Origin of the sequence: Herbiconiux sp. A18JL235 (assembly GCF_040939305.1) — a bacterium.
Taxonomy (GTDB): Bacteria; Actinomycetota; Actinomycetes; order Actinomycetales; family Microbacteriaceae; genus Herbiconiux.
Genome location: NZ_CP162511.1, coordinates 2,763,007 through 2,782,781, shown reverse-complemented (window position 1 = coordinate 2,782,781; position 19,775 = coordinate 2,763,007). Strand labels below are relative to the sequence as shown.

Here is a 19,775-nt window from a genome sequence, read left to right as displayed (position 1 = left end):
TCGCGTGACCTCGAACGAGGAGTCGGCACCCGCGGCGAAGCCCAGCAATTGGAACCTGCCGAACGCGATCACGATCGTGCGCATCCTCCTCGCCCCGGTCTTCTTCGTCATGCTCCTGGTCGACGACGGCCAGAACGGCGCCCTGCGCTGGGCCGCCGCGGTGCTGTTCATCCTCGCCATCGCCACCGACGGCATCGACGGCCACATCGCCCGCAGCCGCAACCTGGTGACCGATCTCGGCAAGCTGCTCGACCCGATCGCCGACAAGGTGCTCACGGGCGCCGCGCTCATCGGTCTGTCGATCCTCGCCGAACTGCCATGGTGGGTCACCATCGTCATCCTCGTCCGCGAGGTCGGCATCACGGTGTGGCGGTTCGTGCAGCTGAGCGACCGCGTTATCCCGGCGTCACGGGGCGGCAAGCTCAAGACGCTGGTGCAGTCGGTCGCGATCTCGCTGGCACTGCTGCCCTTCCCCGAGCTCTTCGGCGACTGGGTGAACTGGGTGAACGGCGTCACCATGACCGCGGCCGTGGTGCTCACGGTGGTCACCGGCATCGACTATCTGGTGCAGGCCTGGCGGCTCAACCGCAAGCCGGCGGCCGGCGCGTGAGCGAGACGGATGCTGTGGCCGCGGTGAACGACGACGCTGCGGCCATCGTCGCCACCCTCACCCTGAGCCGCACCACGATCGCGGTCGCGGAGTCGCTCACGGGTGGGCTGCTGTGCTCGGCGCTGGTCGACGTTCCCGGAGCGTCGGCGGTGCTGCGCGGCGGAGTCGTCGCCTACGACACCGCGGTGAAGCACACGGTGCTCGGAGTCGACGCGGAGGTACTGGCGGCCCACGGCCCCGTGCACGCCGACGTGGCGATGCAGATGGCGGTCGGTGTGCGCAGCGCGCTCGCCGTCGAGGGCACCCCGGCCGAGATCGGCATCTCGACGACCGGTGCGGCCGGGCCGGACCCGCAGGACGGGGCGGCGCCGGGAACGGTGTACGTGGGCGTCGCCATCGGTGCCGACGTGCGCAGCCATGCCCTCGAGTTGAGCGGCGATCGGGCAGCGATCAGGGCCGAGACCGTACGGGTGGCGCTGCGAATCCTGAGAGATTCCCTGTGAGCTCCGTAGAGGGAATGGGCGCCGTTTCGATCACGTTACATCTGGTGTCATTCACAAGTATTGTTCAGTCCCAGTCGTTTAGAGTCACTGCTACGAACCACTGCAGTAACGTGGTCAGAAGAGCCACTCGAACAGACCGTGACAGGAACGCAAGGAGGGTCCAGTGATTCTAGTTCGTCAGGAAATCGGCGACGTGCTTCGGGACTTCCGCCTGCAGAAGGGTCGTACCCTTCGTCAAGTGGCAAGTAAGGCGAGCGTCGCCCTCGGCTACCTGAGCGAGGTCGAGCGTGGTCAGAAGGAGGCCTCGAGCGAGATCCTCGCCTCGGTGGCCGAAGCTCTCGACACCCCGATCTCGGTCATCATGCGCGAGGTGGGCGACCGTCTCGCGATCGTCGAGGGCATCGATCCCATCCCCGACACCATCCCCGACGAGTTCGTCGCCGACTTCGACGCCGACCTCGTCGCCCGCTGAACGACTGCGGCACGGAGTGCGGCTGAGTGAGTTCAGGCAGGCCGTCGCCGACGAGTTCGGCCCGGCCTACGGGCAGGTGGTGACGAGCGATGTCGTCCTGGTCGACCTCGGCGACCGAACCGCCGAACAGGCGCTGAAGGCAGGAATCCCCCCGCGAGAGGTGTGGCTCGCGGTCTGCCGGTCGGCGGATGTGCCGCCCCAGCGCTGGCACGGAGCAGGACTTCCCGCTCCACGAGAGACGTGATCGAAAAAGCCCCCGGCAGAGGCCGGGGGCTTTTTCGTGTTCGCAACACGCCGCGGGACTCTCGAACATATCTTCGGTGCGGCGTAGAGTTCTGCACAGTGAGAGATTCGAACACGTTCTCCACACATGAGTCGGCCGGCAGCTTCGATGTCGGTGGTCTTCTCTAACGTGAAGGGTGTTCGACGAACTCTCGTCGACGCCCTGTCGTCGCCACCCCGTGAGGGGCGCGAACACGACAGCCTGTGGGCACACCATCGCCGGCCGCCAGGTCGCACAGCACGAAGGAGACCGAAATGCCGTCAGACGCAAATCGTGAGAAAGCACTCGAGACCGCCCTCGCCCAGATCGACCGCCAGTTCGGCAAGGGTTCGGTGATGCGCCTCGGCAGCGATGACCGTGCGCCGGTCGAGGTCGTTCCGACCGGGTCGATCGCCCTCGACGTCGCGCTCGGCATCGGCGGTCTCCCGCGCGGCCGCATCGTCGAGATCTACGGCCCTGAGTCGTCGGGTAAGACCACGCTCACCCTGCACGCCATCGCCAACGCCCAGCGGGCGGGCGGCATCGCCGCCTTCATCGACGCCGAGCACGCGCTCGACCCCGAGTACGCGAAGAAGCTCGGGGTCGACATCGACTCTCTCCTGGTCTCCCAGCCCGACACCGGTGAGCAGGCGCTCGAGATCGCCGACATGCTGGTGCGCTCCGGCTCCATCGACATCATCGTCATCGACTCCGTGGCGGCCCTGGTGCCCCGCGCCGAGATCGAGGGCGAGATGGGCGACTCGCACGTGGGTCTGCAGGCACGCCTCATGTCGCAGGCGCTCCGCAAGCTCACCGGTGGCCTCAACCAGACCGGCACCACGATGATCTTCATCAACCAGCTGCGCGAGAAGATCGGTGTCTTCTTCGGCAGCCCCGAGACCACTGCCGGTGGTAAGGCGCTGAAGTTCTACGCCTCGGTGCGTCTCGACATCCGTCGCATCGAGACCCTCAAGGAGGGAACCGAGGCGGTCGGTAACCGCACCCGTGTGAAGGTCGTGAAGAACAAGATGGCGCCGCCCTTCAAGCAGGCCGAGTTCGACATCCTCTATGGAGTCGGCATCTCCCGCGAGGGCAGCCTCATCGACTTCGGTGTGGAGCACGAGATCGTGCGCAAGTCGGGTGCCTGGTACACCTACGACGGCGACCAGCTCGGCCAGGGCAAGGAGAACTCGCGGCGCTTCCTCAAAGAAAACCCCGATGTCGCGCTCGAGATCGAGAACAAGATCCTTGCGAAGCTCGGTGTGGGCGAGGCGGGGGCTGCAGCTGCCGCTGCTGGCAACGTCGATTCGATCGAGCCCAAGCTGGCCTCGCGCAAGGGAGCCTGACCCACGATGAACGACATCGTCAACCTCGACTCGGTGCGCCGCCGTGGGCGGACGCGCCCGTCGGCGCCCGAGTCGGGCGCTGACGGTGCGGGCACCCGTGAGCCCGTGGGCCTGCCCTCTCGATCGGCGCACCCCGCTCGCTCGTCGCACCCGGCCGGGCGCGACGCCGACCACGAGACCGCGTCGGGCGCCCCGGTGGAGTTCCCGGCCGCGGTCGGTTCTCCCGCACCCATCGAGTTCCCGGCTCCGGTCGAGCTCTCCGACGAGGAGCGGCTCGAGCGGGTGAGCGACACCGTCGTGCGGGCACTCGGGCGCCGGCAGCTCTCCTCGGGCGAGGCCCACGAGCTGCTCGTGGCCCAGGGGGCGAGCGGAGCCGAGGCCGACGGGCTCGTCGCGCGCTACGAAGAGTTGGGCTACCTCGACGACGCGGCCCTCGCCGAAGCGCTGGTGGCGCGGTTGAGCGAGCGCAGCCACAAGAGCCGGGCGGTCATCGCGCGCGAGCTCCATGCCCGCAAGATCCCCTCCGAACTCGTCACGGCGGCGCTCGAGAACCTCGACGACGACCACGAGTTCGAGCTCGCCGTCGAGGCCGCTGTGAAGCGCGTGGGCCAGCTGTCGCGCTACGACGACGAGACCGCCGAGCGTCGGCTCAACGGCTTCCTCGCTCGCCGTGGTTTCGGTTCGAGCATCGTGCGCGAGGCGACCCGGCGTGCCATGGCCACCCGCAAGGCCGCAAGCCGTGTGCGTTTCCGCTGACAGGGTCGCTGCGGCGGCGTCGGTCGAGAGCGAACGGCCTGCCGCGGTTTCGTAGACTGGTCGCACCATGAGCACAGTCAGCGAAGCACCGACGATCATCGCAGCGTCGAACGCGTCACGCGACGCGTCGGGGCGGGCACGCACCTACGAGGTCCGCACCTACGGCTGCCAGATGAACGTCCACGACTCCGAACGTCTGAGCGGCTCGCTCGAAGCTGCGGGTTACGTCAGGGCTGAGGGCGTGGAGCCCGACGTCGTCGTGATCAACACCTGTGCCGTGCGGGAGAACGCCGACAACAAGCTCTACGGCAACCTCGGACACCTCGCTTCGGTGAAGCGTCGCCACGAGGGCATGCAGATCGCGGTCGGCGGCTGTCTCGCCCAGAAAGACAAGAACGTCATCCTCGATAAGGCCCCCTGGGTCGACGTGGTCTTCGGCACCCACAACATGGGAGCACTGCCGAGCCTGCTGGAGCGCGCTCGACACAACGACGCGGCGCAGATCGAGATCCTCGAGGCGCTCGAGACGTTCCCCTCCACTCTCCCGACGAAGCGCGACTCCACCTACAGCGGCTGGGTCTCCATCTCCGTGGGCTGCAACAACACCTGCACCTTCTGCATCGTGCCGGCGCTCCGCGGCAAGGAGAAAGATCGTCGCCCGGGTGAGATCCTCGCCGAGCTGCAGTCGCTGGTCGATGACGGTGCCCTCGAGGTCACTCTGCTCGGCCAGAACGTCAACTCCTACGGCGTCGAGTTCGGCGACCGGCTGGCCTTCGGAAAGCTCCTCCGGGCGGCCGGAGAGATCGAGGGCCTGGAACGCATCCGTTTCACCAGCCCGCACCCGGCGGCGTTCACCGACGACGTCATCGACGCCATGGCGGAGACCCCCGCGGTGATGCCGCAGCTGCACATGCCCTTGCAGTCGGGGTCAGACCGCGTGCTCCGGGCCATGCGGCGCTCGTACCGCTCTGCCAAGTTCCTCGGCATCCTCGACCGGGTGCGCGCGAAGATCCCGAACGCCGCGATCAGCACCGACATCATCGTGGGCTTCCCCGGCGAGACCGAGGAGGACTTCCAGGAGACCCTTCGGGTCGTCGAGCAGGCCCGCTTCGCATCGGCGTTCACCTTCCAGTATTCGATCCGACCAGGCACCCCCGCGGCGACCATGCCCGATCAGGTGCCGCGCGAGGTGGTGCAGGAGCGCTACGACCGCCTGGTCGCCTTGCAAGACCGCATCTCGCTGGAGGAGAACCAGAAGATCGTCGGGCGACGTGTCGAGCTCGTGGTCGCGAACGGCGAGGGCCGGAAGGACGGCGAGACGAAGCGACTGAGCGGTCGCGCGGAAGACAGCAGGCTGGTGCACTTCGAGCTCCCCGAGGGTTCGGCTGCTCCGCGCCCGGGCGACGTCGTGTCGGTCACGGTCACCCAGGCGGCGCCGTACTACCTCATCGCCGACAGCGACGGCACCCCGCTCGAGGTTCGGCGAACCCGCGCGGGTGATGCCTGGGACAGGAGCGAGGCCGAGTCCTGCGCCGTGCCGAGCGCCACCAGTGCCAGCGCGGGCGAGGGTTCCGCGCCGGGGCGGGTCTCGCTGGGGCTGCCGGCCCTGCGTGCGGGTGCACCGTCGACCCCGCGCGTCGCGACCGTGCCGATCTACAGTTCCACCGACGATCTGCGGGGCTGAAGGGTGGCCCCGGAGGCGTCCGCCTCGGCAGGGGAGGAGCAGGCGCGACTGATCGCCGTGGTCGGCGCCACCGGCACCGGCAAGTCGGAGCTCTCCCTTCGCCTCGCCGAGCGCCTCGACGAGCGCGGCGTGGCCGCCGAGGTCGTCAACGCCGACGCCATGCAGCTCTACCGCGGTATGGACATCGGCACCGCCAAGCTCGCCCCGGCCGAACGGCGCGGAGTGCCGCACCACCTCCTCGACGTGCTCGACGTCACAGCCGACGCCTCGGTCGCCGCGTACCAGCGGGAGGCGCGGGAGTGCATCGAGGCGATCCAGGCGCGCGGTGCCGTCGCCCTCCTGGTGGGCGGGTCGGGCCTGTACGTCTCCTCGGTCATCCACGACTTCCGTTTCCCCGCCCGCGACGCCGAGGTGCGGAGAAGGATCGAGGCCGAACTCGGCCAGACCGGCGCGCGCGCCCTCTACGACCGCTTGAAGGTGCTCGACCCCGAGGCGGCCGCCTCGATCGGGCAGTACAACGGCCGCCGTCTCGTGCGCGCGCTCGAGGTGGTGGAACTGACCGGTGAACCTCTCAGCGGCACCCTGCCCGACGAGCCTGTGCCGTGGCGACCCCTGTCGATCGTGAGGCTCGGCGTCGAGCGTCAGGCCCTGGTGCCGCGGCTCGATGAGCGCGTGGTGGGGATGTGGGGGCGCGGCCTCGTCGACGAGGTCGCCGCCCTCGTTCCGCACGGTCTCCGCGACGGCACCACGGCATCCCGAGCCATCGGCTACGCTCAGGCGCTCGCCGACCTCGACGGCACGATGCCGCGCGCCGAGGCCATCGCCGAGGCGCAGGCCCTCACCCGCCGCTACGCCCGTCGCCAGGTCAGCTGGTTCAAGCGCTACCCCGACGCCCTCGACGCCGATGCCCTCGACCCGGCCTCCGTCGAGGCAGCCGTCGGCCACGCCCTGGCCGCCGTCTCCTGACCCTAGACTGATTCCATGCCCGCTGACCTCCACTTCACCAAGGGCCAGGGGACTGGCAACGACTTCGTTCTCTTCACCGACGCCGACGGGCAGATCGACCTCGTTCCCACCCAGGTCGCTGCGATCTGCGACCGTCATTTCGGCGTCGGTGCCGACGGTGTGCTGCGGGCCGTGCGGTCGGAGAACATCCCCGAAGGGGCGGCCGCCCTCGCCGAAGACCCGGCCGCCGAGTGGTTCATGGACTACCGCAACGCCGACGGCTCGATCGCCGAGATGTGCGGCAACGGCATCCGCGTCTTCGCCCGCTACCTCCTCGACAACGGGCTCGCCGAGCTGGCGGCGGGGGAGACCCTCGTCATCGGCACCCGTGCCGGTGTGCGCGACGTGCAGCGCAGCAAGCTCGGCTTCCAGGTCGACCTCGGCCGCTGGCGGCTCGACGGCGGCGAGCCGCTCGTGCGGGCCAAGAACCTGCAGGTGCCGCGGCCGGGTCTCGGCATCAACGTCGGCAATCCGCACGTCGTGGTCGCCCTCGCCGACGACGACGAGCTGGCCGAGGCCGATCTCACCTTCATCCCGCACGTCGAGCCCGAGCCCGAAGACGGCGCGAACGTCGAGTTCGTGGTGCCCAGCGAGCCGCTCGTGCGCGACGGTGTGGGGCACATCAGGATGCGCGTGCACGAACGCGGGAGCGGCGAGACCCTTTCCTGCGGCACGGGCGCGGCGGCGGCGGCCCTGGCGACGCGCCACTGGGCCGGTGCGGGTGCCCCCGACCACTGGAGCGTCGCGGTGCCCGGCGGGGTCGTGGGCGTGCGCATGTTCCCGACCGAAGACGGCGAGCATGTCGCTCTCTCCGGCCCGGCCGAGCTCGTCTACGAGGGCGATCTCGCGATCGCGTAGCCGCTCGCTGACGGCCGGGCGGGTCGCACCGAACGGGCGTCTCGCTCTCGGGGGTCAGCCCGCTGCGTGGTTGCGCACCCGCAGCACGCGGTAACCGCGGTTGGTCGTCGTGCGCATCACCGACATACCGGCGAACTCGGCGTCGAGCCAGCGCTGCAGCGAATCGGAGCCGAGGTTCTTCTGCACGACGAGCCAGGCGTCCGACCCGATGTCGAGCCGCGGGAGCCAGGTCTGCAGCATGGAGTGCAGCTCGTTCTTGCCGACGCGGATGGGTGGGTTCGACCAGATCGTGGTGAATCTCACCTCGTCGGGAACATCTTCGGGCCTCACGGCGTTGACATGATCGAGGCCTAACATGTGAGCATTCCGTCGAACCAGATCCAGAGCACGTTCGTTGACGTCCACCGCCCACACCGTGGCGTGCGGTGACTCCAGGGCGAGTGAGAGAGCGATCGGTCCCCACCCGCACCCCAGGTCGAGCAGATTCCCGCCAGGGGGAGCCGACGGGACATTCGACAGGAGCACGCGGGTGCCCGCATCGAGGCGTTCGGGACTGAACACACCCGATGCCGTCTGAAGGCGGCGCGGGGCACCGGCCAGTTCGACGGTGATCTCGCGGAGCGACAACTCTCCCGCCGGCTGCGCAGAGAAGTAGTGCTCGCCATCCATAGAGGGAATCTAGCAAACCAGGAGACTATTCTTGACTGCGATGTCAGACCACGACGCCGTCGACGACGGCACCCTGCGCGACGCGACCGGCGTCGACGCCTCGCCACGCGCATCGGTTCCCACCTCGGGCGACGCGGCCGCCTCCGACGACGCGGTGTCGCGCATCCTCGCCTCCGCCGGGTCGAGAGCGAGCGCCTACTCGCTCTTCACCGAAGGCGCGGCCCAGGCGTTGCAGCGCGCCGAGACCACGGCCGACAGCGGGTTCGACGGCGATCAGTTCGACCGTGAAGACCGCCAGTCGCTCCGACGGGTCGCCGGGCTCTCGACCGAGCTCGACGACGTCACCGAGGTGGAGTACCGGCAGCTGAGGCTCGAGAACGTCGTCATCATCGGCGTCTACTCGCAGGGCACGCTCGCCGACGCCGAGAACTCGCTGCACGAGCTCGCGGCCCTCGCCGAGACCGCGGGTGCCGTGGTGCTCGACGGCCTGTTGCAGCGGCGCCCACACCCCGACCCCAGTACCTACTTCGGTAAGGGCAAGGCCGAGGAGCTGCGGGCGATCGTGCAGTCGCTCGGCGCCGACACGGTCATCGCCGACACCGAGCTCGCCCCGAGCCAGCGGCGCGCGCTCGAAGACGTGGTGAAGGTGAAGGTGATCGACCGCACCGCGGTCATCCTCGACATCTTCAGCCAGCACGCCAAGAGCCGCGAGGGCAAGGCGCAGGTCGAGCTCGCGCAGCTCGAGTACCTGCTGCCGAGGCTCCGCGGATGGGGTGAGTCGATGTCGCGCCAGGCCGGTGGCCAGGTGGGCGGCGCGGGCGCCGGTATGGGTTCGCGCGGACCGGGTGAGACGAAGATCGAGCTCGACCGCCGGCGCATTCACACCCGCATGGCGAAGCTGCGCCGTCAGATCGCCGCTATGAAGCCCGCGCGTGACGCCAAGCGCGCCAACCGGCGCCGCAACGCGGTGCCGAGCGTGGCCATCGCGGGGTACACGAACGCCGGCAAGTCGTCGTTGCTCAACCGCATCACGAGTGCGGGCGTGCTGGTGGAGAACGCCCTGTTCGCCACCCTCGACGCCACGGTGCGCAAGAACACGACGGCCGACGGCCGCCCCTACACGATCGCCGACACCGTCGGCTTCGTGCGCGCGCTGCCGCATCAGCTGGTCGAGGCGTTCCGCTCAACGCTCGAGGAGGTGCAGGACTCGGATGTGGTGGTGCACGTCGTCGACGCCTCGCACCCCGACCCGGCGGGCCAGATCGCGACGGTGCGCGACGTGATGGGCGAGGCGGGTGCCCGCGGCATTCCCGAGATCATCGCGTTCAACAAGAGCGACCTGGTCTCAGACGACGACAAGCTGGTGCTCCGCGGCCTGGAGCCGAAGGCGGTGTTCGTCTCGGCACGCACCGGCGAGGGCATCCCCGAGCTACTGGCGCGCATCGACGAGCTCATCCCGCGGCCGAGCCTCGAGATGAACCTGCTGGTGCCCTACGACCGTGGCGACCTGGTGACCCTGTTGCACGAGCGCAACACCGTGCTGAGCACCGAATACGTGGAGGCGGGCACCCATGTGCGCGCTCTCATCAACCCGGAGTTCGAGGAACGCCTCGAGGAGTTCGCGATCGCCCGCTGAGTGTCGGCGGGCTCAGACCGCCCTGAGCACCGCGACGACCTTGCCGAGCACGACGGCGTGGTCGCCGAGGATGGGCTCGAAGTTCGAGTTGCGGGGGAGCAGCCAGGTGTGCCCGTCGCGCTGGCGGAAGACCTTCACCGTCGCCTCCTCCTCGAGCATGGCGGCGACGATGTCGCCGTTCTCGGCGGTCTGCTGCTGCCGCACCACGACCCAGTCGCCGTCGCAGATGGCGGCGTCGATCATCGACTCCCCGACCACCTTCAGCATGAACAGCTCGCCGTTGCCGACCAGCTGGCGGGGGAGGGGGAACACCTCGTCGACCTGCTGCTCGGCCGTGATCGGGATGCCCGCCGCGATGCGGCCCACCAGCGGGACGAGGGTGGCGTCGCCCACGGGCGGTGCGGAATCGGCGTCGGGCGCCGGTGCCTCCTCGATGCCGGGCACGTCGATGAGCACCTCCATCGCGCGCGGGCGGTTGGGGTCGCGGCGGAGGTAGCCGCTCAGCTCGAGCTGGTTGAGCTGGTGGGTGACGCTGGAGAGGGAGGACAGGCCCACGGCGTCGCCGATCTCGCGCATGCTCGGCGGGTAACCCCTGGCCGAGACCGAGCGCTGGATGACGTCGAGGATGGCGAGCTGCTTGTCGCTGAGGCTCTTGCGCCGCCTGGTGCGTGCCGGGTCGATGGCCACGGTGTCCTGCCTTCTCGAGGGTTCCGACATCCGATGTCGGTGGCTGGTGATTGAGTTCACCTGTCGATCGAAACTGTATCCGAGAACTGCTCGAATACATATCTATGTTCGAGTGTGTCGCAGCATTCGGGCAGAGATTTCGACTTGACGAGACCCATATTCGAATATAGATTCGGAACACAACTTCGCACCGGCGCTCCCGGCCGAGCGCCGGTGCGAACCCTCAGGAGGAATCATGAGCATCGCAGCACCTGTGACGGCTTCTCTTCGCACCACCACCCCCGCCGCCACCCGCACCACCGTCAGCAGCACCGTCGCCGCGCCGAAGTTGCGCATCACCGCCCGCGGCCGCCGGGTTCTGGCGGCACTCGTTGCCGTTCCCGTCATCACCGTGCTGGCCGTGGTGGCGCTCCTGAGCGGCGGCTCCGCCATCGCCACCGGGGCCGGCTCCGCCGCCGACTTCGAGTACGTCACCGTCGCCGGTGGCCAGAGCCTCTGGGGCATCGCCGAGTCACTCGCCCCCGAGGCCGACCCGCGCGACGTCATCGCCGAGATCATGAGCCTCAACCAGCTCACGTCCTCCTCGGTGCAGCCCGGCCAGCGCATCGCCATCCCGGCCGACCTCGCCGACTGAGCGGCCGGGCCGAGGCGCCTCCCCGGCGACCGTGGCGCACTGATCGACTCGATAGAATCGCTGGGGTGACCACCCTCGACGAACTCCCCATCCGAGACGACCTGCGCGGCCTGGAGCCCTATGGCGCCCCGCACCTGCACCTCCCCGTCGAGCTGAACGTCAACGAGAACACCCACCCCATTCCCGAAGACGTCGCTCGCGACATCATCGAGTCGATCGCCCGTGAACTGCTGCAGGTGAACCGCTACCCCGACCGGGAGTTCACCGCCCTCCGCGACTCCCTCGCCGCGTACCTCGGCCACGGGCTCGGTCGCGACAACATCTGGGCGGCGAACGGCTCCAACGAGGTGCTGCAGCAGATCCTCATGGCGTTCGGCGGACCTGGGCGATCCGTGCTCGGCTTCCCTCCCACCTATTCGATGCACTCGATCATCGCCCACGGCACCGGTACGGAGTGGATCGCAGGCGAACGCGATGCCGACTTCCAGATCTCGCCGCAGACCGCCGTCGAGTGGGTCGAGCGCACGAAGCCCGACCTCGTCTTCTTCTGCGCCCCGAACAACCCCACCGGCACCGCCCTCGACCTCGACACCATCGCTGCCGCCTACGACGCCACCGACGGGATGGTCGTCGTCGACGAGGCCTACGCCGAGTTCATGCCCCACGACCGGCCGAGCGCGCTTACGCTCCTCGAGGGGCGCCCCCGTCTCATCGTGTCGCGCACGATGAGCAAGGCCTTCGCGTTCGCAGGTGCCCGCCTCGGCTACCTCGCCGCCGACCCCGCGGTCGCCGACGCCATCCGTCTGGTGCGCCTGCCCTACCACCTCTCCGCGCTCACGCAGGCCGCGGCGGTGGCCGCCCTCGACCACGCTCCCGAGATGCTCGCGATGGTCGACGACATCACGGCACAGCGCGACCGCATCGTCACCGAGCTCACGGAGCTCGGATACCACCCGTGGCCGAGCGCCGCGAACTTCGTGCTCTTCGGTGGCGTCGCCGACCCCGAGGCGCTCTTCGAGGCCCTCCTCGCCCGGGGCATCATCATCCGCAACCTCAGCATCCCCGGTCACCTGCGCGTGAGCGCGGGCACCACGGCGGAGACCACGGCCTTCCTCGACGCTATGCGTGAACTCACCCCCGCCCCTGCCGCAGGCTCCGCTCCGGGCCGAGACACCGCTCGATAGGATTCTCGACATGACCGCACCCCGCACCGCCCGCCTCGAGCGCGAGACGAGCGAGTCGAGCATCGAGCTCTCGCTCGACCTCGACGGCACCGGCGTCTCCGACATCCAGACCTCCGTGCCGTTCTACGACCACCTGCTCACCGCCTTCGCGAAGCACTCCCTCACCGACCTCGCGGTGCGGGCGAAGGGTGACATCGAGATCGACGTGCACCACACCGTCGAAGACATCGGCATCGTGCTGGGTCAGGCCATCCGTCAGGCGCTCGGCGACAAGTCGGGCATCTCGCGCTTCGGCGACGCCCTCGTGCCCCTCGACGAGGCGCTCGTGCAGGCCGTCGTCGACATCTCCGGCCGCCCCTACCTCGTGCACACGGGCGAGCCCGCCGGCTTCGAGTTCCACCTCATCGGCGGGCACTTCACGGGGTCGATGGTGCGGCACGTGTTCGAGGCCATCACCTTCAACGCCGGCCTCACCGTGCACGTGACCGTGCTCGGCGGTCGCGACCCGCACCACATCGCCGAGGCCGAGTTCAAGGCATTCGCCCGCGCCTTCCGGCAGGCGAAGGCCCTCGATCCCCTGGTGAGCGGCATCCCGTCGACGAAGGGCGCACTGTGACGCGCGGGCGTCCGAACGTCGTGCTGCTCGACTACGGCAGCGGCAACATCCACTCCGCGGCGAAGGCGCTCGAGCGCGCAGGCGCCGATGTCACTGTCACCGGAGACAGGGTTGCCGCACTCGAGGCCGACGGCCTCGTCGTTCCCGGGGTCGGCGCGTTCAGCGCAGTCATGGACCAGCTGACCGCCGTGCGCGGCGGCGAGGTCATCGACAAACGCCTCGCCGGCGGCCGGCCGGTGCTCGGCATCTGCGTCGGCATGCAGGTGATGTTCTCCGACAGCAACGAGCGCGGGGTCGAGGCCGTCGGGCTCGGCGAGTGGCCGGGAACGGTCGAGCTGCTCGAGGCCGAGGTCGTGCCGCACATGGGCTGGAACACGGTCGAGCCCCCGGCGGGCACCGTGCTCTTCGACGGCATCGAAGACCAGCGCTTCTACTTCGTGCACTCCTACGCCGCGCAGGAGTGGGAGCTCACCCCCGACAAGACCCACCGCCCGCCGCTGGTCACCTGGGCCGAGCACGGCGCGAGGTTCGTGGCGGCGGTGGAGAACGGCCCGCTCTCGGCGACGCAATTCCACCCCGAGAAGTCCGGCGACGCCGGCATCCGTCTGCTCTCCAACTGGCTCGGTACCCTCGATTGAGGTGACCAGGATCGGATCGCGCCCGGCTGGGCCGGGCGGGGTCCGTTTCGACCTGGCCGCGACGAGTCGCTACTATCGCGGGGGGCCGCCGCCCGCATTCGCACGATCGAGGAACCGACAATGAGTGAGTTCAACAAGGCACCCGGGCTGGTGCTGCTGCCAGCCGTCGACGTCGCCGACGGGAAGGCAGTGAGGCTCACCCAGGGCAAGGCGGGCACCGAGACCCATCACGGCGACCCTGTCGACGCCGCCGCGGACTGGATCTCCCAGGGCGCCGAGTGGATCCACCTGGTCGACCTCGACGCCGCCTTCGGTCGCGGCAGCAACCTGGGCGTGATCAAGAAGGTCATCCGCCAGGCGAAAGGCGTCAACGTGGAGGTCTCGGGCGGCATCCGCGACGACGAGAGCCTCGAGACCGCCCTGGAGTCGGGCGCCAAGCGCATCAACCTCGGCACCGCTGCCCTCGAGAACCCGGAGTGGGCCGCCCACGTCATCGCGCAGTACGGCGAGGCGATCGCTGTCGGCCTCGACGTGCGCGGCACCACGCTCGCCGCCCGTGGCTGGACGCAGGACGGCGGCGACCTCTGGCAGGTGATGGACCGCCTCGAAGAAGCCGGATGCGCGCGTTACGTGGTCACCGACGTCACGAAGGACGGCACCCTCAAGGGCCCGAACGTCGAGCTGCTGCGCCAGGTGATGGAGCGCACCTCGCGCCCCGTCATCGCCTCGGGCGGCATCTCGAGCCTCGACGACATCGCCGAACTGCGTGCCCTCGTGCCGCTCGGCCTCGAAGGCGCCATCGTCGGCCGGGCCCTGTACTCCGGTGCCTTCACCCTGGCCGAGGCGCTGGATGTCGCATCCGACTGACCCGCACCTCGCCGACTCGGCGGGCCAGCCGTGGAAGGGTCGGCACTTCGCCGCCCACGACACGACACACGACACCGACGACGGCGCGGCACCGCCGCTGCTGCTCGCCGCCCTGACGTCCTTCGCCGGCGGTGAGGCCGGCCAGGTCGACGTCGTCGACGCCCTCCGCGACGTTCGACTGCTCGTGCCCCTCGTGGCGCATGCGGGCGACGAGGGGGTGACGGAGGCGGGGCTCCGGGTCGACAAGACCCAGGAGCTCTCCCTCGTCACGGTCGCCGGCCCCGACGGCAGGACGGTGCTGCCCGCCTTCAGCTCGGTCGACGCGCTGTCGCGCTGGAACCCCTCGGCGCGGCCGATCCCGGTCGAGGCGCGGAGGGTCGCCCTGGCCGCGGCGGCGGAAGGAACGGAACTCGTCGTCATCGACCCCGCCTCCCCCACCGAGTTCGCCCTGCGCCGCCCGATGGTGTGGGCCCTGGCCCAGGGGGAGCCGTGGGTGCCCGCACTCGCCGACCCCGCCGTCGCCGGCGCCTTCGAGCTCTCGGTCGCCGACGAAGTGGTGGTCGCCGGCGTGCGACTCGTCGCGGGCGACCCGCACGCCCGGCTCGCGGGCGCCGAGGTCGTGGTCGTGCTGGCTCTGGCCCCTGGCCTCGATCAGGAGGCTTTGGGTGCGCTCATGGCGCGGTTGCAGCAGCGCTGGAGCGAGCATCCGCTCATCGCCGAACGGGTCGACTCGCTCTCGGTTCGGCTGACCGCTGTCAGCTGACGGGACCCGTGAGGTTCTCGCCCGGGCCCTTGCCGATGGGGTCGGGGATGATCGACGCCTCGCGGAAGGCCAGCTGCAGTGAACGCAGCCCGTCGCGGAGGCTGCGTGCGTGCTGATCGCCGATCTCGGGGGCCGAGGCGGTGACGAGACCGGCGAGCGCGATGATGAGCTTGCGCGCCTCGTCGAGGTCGATCTGGTTCTCGGGGTCGTCGGCGAGCCCGCACTTCACGGCGGCGGCGCTCATGAGGTGCACGGCGGTGGTGGTGATGACCTCGACCGCGGAGACCTCGGCGATGTCGCGCACGGCGTCGCTCGGCGCCTCGTCGTGGTCGTAGGGGGAGGTGATGTCGCTCATCGCGAGAAGTCCTAACTACTTCGGCCCAGACTCTGCTAGACTCTTCGAGGCTCTGAGGCCATTGGTCTCAGTATGAAAGTGGAGAATCTCCCACCCGCGCATACCGCTTCATCAGGTTACCGGGTCGATTGCACTCCCTGTGTTTATGGTTCGCCCTTCGGGCGACGCGATAGAGACAGAGTCAGGGTGTGGTGCCGCGTGAAGGTTGCGCGTGCACGGGGCAGCTCCGCTTTCGTCAACACACGAAACTAAGGAGCAACGCATCAGCGATCCCCGTACCAACGACCGTATCCGAGTTCCCGAGGTCCGCCTCGTGGGCCCGGGCGGCGAGCAGGTCGGCGTCGTCAGCATCGACGTCGCACTCCGTCTTGCCCAGGAGGCAGACCTCGACCTCGTCGAGGTCGCACCGAACTCCAAGCCCCCGGTCGCCAAGATCATGGACTACGGAAAGTTCAAGTACGAAGCCGCGCAGAAGGCGAAAGAAGCGCGTCGCAACCAGGCCAACACGATCCTCAAAGAGGTTCGCTTCCGCCTGAAGATCGACGTTCACGACTACGAGACCAAGCGCAAGCGTGCCGAGGGCTTCCTCAAGGCCGGCGACAAGGTCAAGGCGATGATCCTCTTCCGCGGCCGCGAGCAGTCCCGCCCCGAGCAGGGCGTGCGCCTGCTGCAGCGCTTCGCCGAAGACGTCGCCGAGTTCGGCACCGTCGAGTCGAACCCCACGATCGACGGCCGCAACATGGTGATGGTCATCGGTCCGCTGAAGAACAAGTCCGAGGCGAAGGCCGAGCAGAACGCCCGCCGCGACGCCACGAAGGCCCGCAACCACGGCGGCGACGCCGACGCGGCTCCCACGAACTCCGACCAGGCGCCGGCCACCCCCGCCGCCGCGGCCGAGTAGCACACCACCCCCGGCCGTCACGGCCGCGACAAGCCCGAACAACACGAGGAGAACCACGATGCCCAAGCAGAAGACCCATTCCGGGTCCAAGAAGCGTTTCAAGGTCACCGGCAGCGGCAAGATCATGAAGCAGCAGGCCGGAATGCGCCACAACCTGGAGGTCAAGGCCCCTGGGCGCAAGGCTCGCCTGAACCACGACCAGCTGCTCTCGAAGGCAGACACCAAGGTCGCCAAGAAGCTTCTCGGCCTGTAGTAGCCCTGCAGCAGCCGACCGAGACCTAGAAGGACAAGAACAATGGCAAGAGTGAAGAGGGCCGTCAACGCCCACAAGAAGCGTCGGGTCATCCTCGAGCGCGCCGAGGGCTACCGCGGTCAGCGGTCGCGCCTCTACCGCAAGGCGAAGGAGCAGGTCACCCACTCCCTCGTCTACTCCTACCGCGACCGCCGTGCCCGCAAGGGCGACTTCCGTCGCCTGTGGATCCAGCGCATCAACGCGGCCTCGCGTCAGAACGGCCTCACCTACAACCGCCTCATCCAGGGTCTCGCCCTGGCCGGCATCGAGGTCGACCGTCGCATCCTGGCCGAGCTCGCCGTGAACGAGCCCGCCACCTTCGCTGCGCTGGTGCAGAGCGCGAAGGCCGCCCTTCCCGCCGACACCTCGGCGCCGAAGACCGCCGCGTAGTCCGCGACACCGCATCGACACAACAGAAGAGAGAGCGCCACATGCTGGACAATCCGCGATCACCTCGGGTTAGGGCTGTGGCGAAACTCGCCAAGAAAGGAGCCCGGTCTGAGACCGGGCTCTTTCTCTTGGAGGGGCCGCAGGCGGTGGGGGAGGCCCTCACCTTCAATCCCGAGCTGATCGTCGAGCTTTACGCCACCCCGACGGCGCTCGAGCGCTACACCGAGATCGCGCAGAGGGCCGCAGCCGGCGGCCTCGACGTCGACTTCGTCACCGAGCAGGTGCTCGACACGATGGCCGACACGGTGACGCCGCAGGGCTTCGTGGCGGTGTGCCGGCAGTTCCCCACGGCGGTCAAGGAGATCTTCGCCTCAGGCCCCCGCCTCATCGCCATCCTCGAAGAGGTGCGCGACCCGGGCAACGCCGGAACCATCATCAGGGCGGCGGATGCGGCGGGCGCCGACGCGGTCATCCTCACCGGCCGTTCGGTCGACCTCTACAACCCGAAGGTCGTGCGCTCCACGACCGGCTCGCTGTTCCACCTCCCCGTCGCCGTCGACGCCACCCTCGCCGACGTGCTCGACCGCGCGCGCGAGGCCGGCCTGCAGGTGCTCGCCGCCGACATCAAGGGCGACGACCTGCTCGACGTGCGCACCGCAGGTGTTCTGTCGGCGCCCACCGCGTGGCTGTTCGGCAACGAGGCGAGAGGCCTCGACGACGACGACCTGCGCCAGGCCGACCGCGCCGTCTCGCTGCCCATCTACGGGCAGGCAGAGTCGCTGAATCTCGCCACCGCTGCGTCGGTGTGCCTCTACGAGAGCGCCTTCGCCCACCGCTCCTGACGTTTCGAGGATGTTTCGGTTCAGTCACGGAACTCTATGACGCGTTGCGGCCCCCCGTTCGGGTGTGGTTGGGTGAAGCCCATGGATGAGCCGATCACCCCCGTTCGAGGGGCGACGACCGATCGCGGCGACGATGCCGCACCGCTGGTCGTCATCGACCACGTCGACAAGCACTTCGGGGAACTCCACGTGCTCCGCGACATCACCACCTCGGTCGCCCGCGGCGAGGTGGTCGTGGTCATCGGCCCCTCGGGCTCGGGCAAGTCGACGTTCTGCCGGGCGATCAACCGTCTCGAGACCATCGACTCCGGCACCATCACCATCGACGGCAAGGTGCTGCCGAGCGAGGGCCGCGCCCTCGCCGGGCTCCGCGCCGACGTGGGCATGGTGTTCCAGTCGTTCAACCTGTTCGCGCACAAGACGGTGCTCGAGAACGTCACGCTCGCACCGATGAAGGTGCGCAAGGTCTCTCGCAAGGAGGCCGAGAAGCGCGCCATGGAGCTGCTCGAGCGGGTGGGCGTCGCGAACCAGGCGCAGAAGCTGCCCGCCCAGCTCTCGGGTGGCCAGCAGCAGCGCGTGGCGATCGCCCGCTCGCTGGCGATGAACCCGAAGCTCATCCTGCTCGACGAGCCCACCAGCGCCCTCGACCCCGAGATGATCAACGAGGTGCTCGACGTCATGGTCGGCCTCGCCCGAGACGGCATGACGATGATCGTCGTCACCCACGAGATGGGCTTCGCCCGCAAGGCCGCCGACCGGGTCATCTTCATGGCCGACGGTCGCGTCGAAGAAGAAGCGGCCCCCGAGGAGTTCTTCACGAACCCGCAGTCGCCGCGGGCGAAGGACTTCCTCTCCAAGATCCTCGCCCACTAGGCGGGTAACTCCCCGGCGCACACGAGCGGCGGGGGCACAGCACAGAGAGGTACGACTGATGAGGCACAAGAAGCTATCGTTTCTCGCGATCGCCGCGGTGACCGCCGTGGCACTGGCCGGATGCGCGGGGGGCTCGGGCGAGACCGCAGAGCCCGAGGTGGAGGCAGCACCCACCTTCGCCGCAGGTTCCACGATGCAGACGCTCGCCGACGCGGGCAAGATCACCATCGGCACGAAGTTCGACCAGCCCCTGTTCGGTCTCGTCGGCCCCGACGGCACCCCTGAGGGCTTCGACGTCGAGATCGGCAAGATCATCGCCGGCAAGCTCGGCATCGCCCCCGAGAACATCGAGTGGGTCGAGACCGTCTCGGCCAACCGCGAGCCGTTCATCCAGAACGGTGAGGTCGACCTGGTGGTGGCGACGTACACCATCAACGACAAGCGCAAGGAGGTCATCTCGTTCGCCGGGCCGTACTATATGGCCGGCCAGAGCATCCTCACCCTCGCCGACGACGACACCATCGAGAGCGAAGACGACCTCGTCGGCAAGCCCGTCTGCTCCGTCACGGGTTCGACCCCGGCGGCCAACCTCGAGGCGCTCGGCGCCCAGGTGGTGCTCACCGACACCTACACCAACTGCCTCGAGCCGCTGCGCACGGGCCAGGTGGTCGCCGTCTCGACCGACAACGTCATCCTCGCCGGCCTCGCCGCCCAGAACGAGGGCGAGTTCAAGGTCGTGGGTGAGCCCTTCACCGACGAGCCCTACGGCATCGGTCTCGCCAAAGACGACACCGACTTCCGGAACTTCGTCAACGACACCCTCGAGGAGTCGTACGAGGACGGCAGTTACGAAGCGGCCTGGGAGGGCACGGCGGGCACGGTGCTGCCCTTCGTCGAGCCCCCGGCGGTCGACCGCTACTGAGGCGATGACG

General features: G+C 68.9%; 25 protein-coding genes. 22 read left to right on the top strand and 3 right to left on the bottom strand.

What is annotated here, in order from left to right; genetic code table 11:
- Window positions 1-4 precede the first annotated feature (4 nt).
- From pgsA to dapF, 9 genes are all read left to right on the top strand, one after another.
- Window positions 5-610 (top strand): CDP-diacylglycerol--glycerol-3-phosphate 3-phosphatidyltransferase, encoded by a 606-nt coding sequence (gene pgsA, locus ABFY20_RS13035; RefSeq protein ID WP_368496667.1) that lies wholly within the window; start codon window positions 5-7, stop codon window positions 608-610.
- Between the two features lie 23 nt (window positions 611-633).
- Window positions 634-1,113, top strand: coding sequence for a CinA family protein (locus tag ABFY20_RS13030; protein ID WP_368499785.1), 480 nt, complete (start codon window positions 634-636; stop codon window positions 1,111-1,113).
- A 163-nt stretch (window positions 1,114-1,276) separates the two neighbouring features.
- Complete coding sequence (locus tag ABFY20_RS13025) at window positions 1,277-1,585, top strand: helix-turn-helix domain-containing protein (RefSeq protein WP_259524729.1); 309 nt, start codon at window positions 1,277-1,279, stop codon at window positions 1,583-1,585.
- Between the two features lie 16 nt (window positions 1,586-1,601).
- The gene (locus tag ABFY20_RS13020) at window positions 1,602-1,829 is read left to right on the top strand and encodes a DUF3046 domain-containing protein (protein ID WP_368496666.1); all 228 of its coding nucleotides are present in this window, start codon (window positions 1,602-1,604) and stop codon (window positions 1,827-1,829) included.
- A gap of 293 nt (window positions 1,830-2,122) precedes the next feature.
- The gene (gene recA, locus ABFY20_RS13015) at window positions 2,123-3,193 is read left to right on the top strand and encodes a recombinase RecA (protein ID WP_368496665.1); all 1,071 of its coding nucleotides are present in this window, start codon (window positions 2,123-2,125) and stop codon (window positions 3,191-3,193) included.
- A gap of 6 nt (window positions 3,194-3,199) precedes the next feature.
- A complete protein-coding gene (locus ABFY20_RS13010; protein ID WP_368496664.1) occupies window positions 3,200-3,949 on the top strand; it encodes a regulatory protein RecX in 750 nt (249 codons plus the stop codon).
- A gap of 67 nt (window positions 3,950-4,016) precedes the next feature.
- Window positions 4,017-5,633 carry a tRNA (N6-isopentenyl adenosine(37)-C2)-methylthiotransferase MiaB gene (miaB, locus tag ABFY20_RS13005; protein ID WP_368496663.1) on the top strand — a complete coding sequence of 539 codons (1,617 nt, stop codon included), beginning with the start codon at window positions 4,017-4,019 and terminating at the stop codon, window positions 5,631-5,633.
- 3 nt (window positions 5,634-5,636) lie between these two features.
- Entirely contained in the window at window positions 5,637-6,599 is a 963-nt protein-coding gene (gene miaA, locus ABFY20_RS13000; RefSeq protein WP_368496662.1) for a tRNA (adenosine(37)-N6)-dimethylallyltransferase MiaA, read from the top strand.
- 15 nt (window positions 6,600-6,614) lie between these two features.
- Window positions 6,615-7,496, top strand: a complete 882-nt coding sequence (gene dapF, locus ABFY20_RS12995) for a diaminopimelate epimerase (protein WP_368496661.1) — start codon at window positions 6,615-6,617, stop codon at window positions 7,494-7,496.
- Window positions 7,497-7,550: 54 nt separating this feature from the next.
- Here the strand turns inward: dapF and ABFY20_RS12990 are convergent, their stop codons facing one another.
- On the bottom strand, window positions 7,551-8,165 hold the full coding sequence (locus ABFY20_RS12990; protein WP_368496660.1) for a class I SAM-dependent methyltransferase: 615 nt from the start codon (window positions 8,163-8,165) through the stop codon (window positions 7,551-7,553).
- 40 nt (window positions 8,166-8,205) lie between these two features.
- Here ABFY20_RS12990 and hflX point away from each other — a divergent pair, with 40 nt between their 5' ends.
- The gene (gene hflX, locus ABFY20_RS12985; RefSeq protein ID WP_368496659.1) at window positions 8,206-9,801 is read left to right on the top strand and encodes a GTPase HflX; all 1,596 of its coding nucleotides are present in this window, start codon (window positions 8,206-8,208) and stop codon (window positions 9,799-9,801) included.
- Window positions 9,802-9,813: 12 nt separating this feature from the next.
- Here hflX and lexA read toward each other — a convergent pair whose 3' ends face one another.
- Window positions 9,814-10,518: a transcriptional repressor LexA gene (lexA, locus tag ABFY20_RS12980; protein ID WP_368496658.1), complete on the bottom strand. Its 705-nt coding sequence runs from the start codon at window positions 10,516-10,518 to the stop codon at window positions 9,814-9,816.
- A 205-nt stretch (window positions 10,519-10,723) separates the two neighbouring features.
- Here lexA and ABFY20_RS12975 point away from each other — a divergent pair, with 205 nt between their 5' ends.
- The 6 genes from ABFY20_RS12975 to ABFY20_RS12950 all read left to right on the top strand — a co-directional run bounded on the left by ABFY20_RS12975 (window position 10,724) and on the right by ABFY20_RS12950 (window position 15,190).
- A complete protein-coding gene (locus tag ABFY20_RS12975; RefSeq protein ID WP_368496657.1) occupies window positions 10,724-11,122 on the top strand; it encodes a LysM peptidoglycan-binding domain-containing protein in 399 nt (132 codons plus the stop codon).
- Window positions 11,123-11,187: 65 nt separating this feature from the next.
- A complete protein-coding gene (locus tag ABFY20_RS12970; RefSeq protein WP_368496656.1) occupies window positions 11,188-12,306 on the top strand; it encodes a histidinol-phosphate transaminase in 1,119 nt (372 codons plus the stop codon).
- A 10-nt stretch (window positions 12,307-12,316) separates the two neighbouring features.
- Window positions 12,317-12,922: an imidazoleglycerol-phosphate dehydratase HisB gene (hisB, locus tag ABFY20_RS12965; protein ID WP_368496655.1), complete on the top strand. Its 606-nt coding sequence runs from the start codon at window positions 12,317-12,319 to the stop codon at window positions 12,920-12,922.
- Window positions 12,919-13,560 (top strand): imidazole glycerol phosphate synthase subunit HisH, encoded by a 642-nt coding sequence (hisH, locus tag ABFY20_RS12960; protein WP_368496654.1) that lies wholly within the window; start codon window positions 12,919-12,921, stop codon window positions 13,558-13,560. The genes hisB and hisH overlap by 4 nt, the downstream gene beginning before the upstream one ends.
- Before the next feature lie 120 nt (window positions 13,561-13,680).
- Complete coding sequence (priA, locus tag ABFY20_RS12955; protein WP_171704269.1) at window positions 13,681-14,427, top strand: bifunctional 1-(5-phosphoribosyl)-5-((5-phosphoribosylamino)methylideneamino)imidazole-4-carboxamide isomerase/phosphoribosylanthranilate isomerase PriA; 747 nt, start codon at window positions 13,681-13,683, stop codon at window positions 14,425-14,427.
- The gene (locus ABFY20_RS12950; RefSeq protein ID WP_368496653.1) at window positions 14,411-15,190 is read left to right on the top strand and encodes an SseB family protein; all 780 of its coding nucleotides are present in this window, start codon (window positions 14,411-14,413) and stop codon (window positions 15,188-15,190) included. The genes priA and ABFY20_RS12950 overlap by 17 nt, the downstream gene beginning before the upstream one ends.
- Here ABFY20_RS12950 and ABFY20_RS12945 read toward each other — a convergent pair.
- Window positions 15,183-15,545, bottom strand: coding sequence for a DUF1844 domain-containing protein (locus tag ABFY20_RS12945; protein ID WP_368496652.1), 363 nt, complete (start codon window positions 15,543-15,545; stop codon window positions 15,183-15,185). The two genes, ABFY20_RS12950 and ABFY20_RS12945, sit on opposite strands and share 8 nt — an antisense overlap.
- A gap of 262 nt (window positions 15,546-15,807) precedes the next feature.
- Between ABFY20_RS12945 and infC the strand changes: the two genes are divergently transcribed.
- The 6 genes from infC (at window position 15,808) to ABFY20_RS12915 (ending at window position 19,765) form a co-directional block, all read left to right on the top strand.
- The gene (gene infC / locus ABFY20_RS12940; protein WP_368499784.1) at window positions 15,808-16,446 is read left to right on the top strand and encodes a translation initiation factor IF-3; all 639 of its coding nucleotides are present in this window, start codon (window positions 15,808-15,810) and stop codon (window positions 16,444-16,446) included.
- Window positions 16,447-16,504: 58 nt separating this feature from the next.
- Window positions 16,505-16,699 (top strand): 50S ribosomal protein L35, encoded by a 195-nt coding sequence (rpmI, locus tag ABFY20_RS12935; RefSeq protein ID WP_171704272.1) that lies wholly within the window; start codon window positions 16,505-16,507, stop codon window positions 16,697-16,699.
- A gap of 42 nt (window positions 16,700-16,741) precedes the next feature.
- On the top strand, window positions 16,742-17,128 hold the full coding sequence (gene rplT, locus ABFY20_RS12930) for a 50S ribosomal protein L20 (RefSeq protein WP_171704273.1): 387 nt from the start codon (window positions 16,742-16,744) through the stop codon (window positions 17,126-17,128).
- 41 nt (window positions 17,129-17,169) lie between these two features.
- A complete protein-coding gene (locus ABFY20_RS12925) occupies window positions 17,170-17,970 on the top strand; it encodes a TrmH family RNA methyltransferase (RefSeq protein WP_368496651.1) in 801 nt (266 codons plus the stop codon).
- 144 nt (window positions 17,971-18,114) lie between these two features.
- Window positions 18,115-18,843, top strand: coding sequence for an amino acid ABC transporter ATP-binding protein (locus ABFY20_RS12920; RefSeq protein WP_368499783.1), 729 nt, complete (start codon window positions 18,115-18,117; stop codon window positions 18,841-18,843).
- Between the two features lie 58 nt (window positions 18,844-18,901).
- Window positions 18,902-19,765, top strand: coding sequence for a transporter substrate-binding domain-containing protein (locus ABFY20_RS12915; protein ID WP_368496650.1), 864 nt, complete (start codon window positions 18,902-18,904; stop codon window positions 19,763-19,765).
- The last annotated feature ends 10 nt before the right edge of the window (window positions 19,766-19,775 follow it).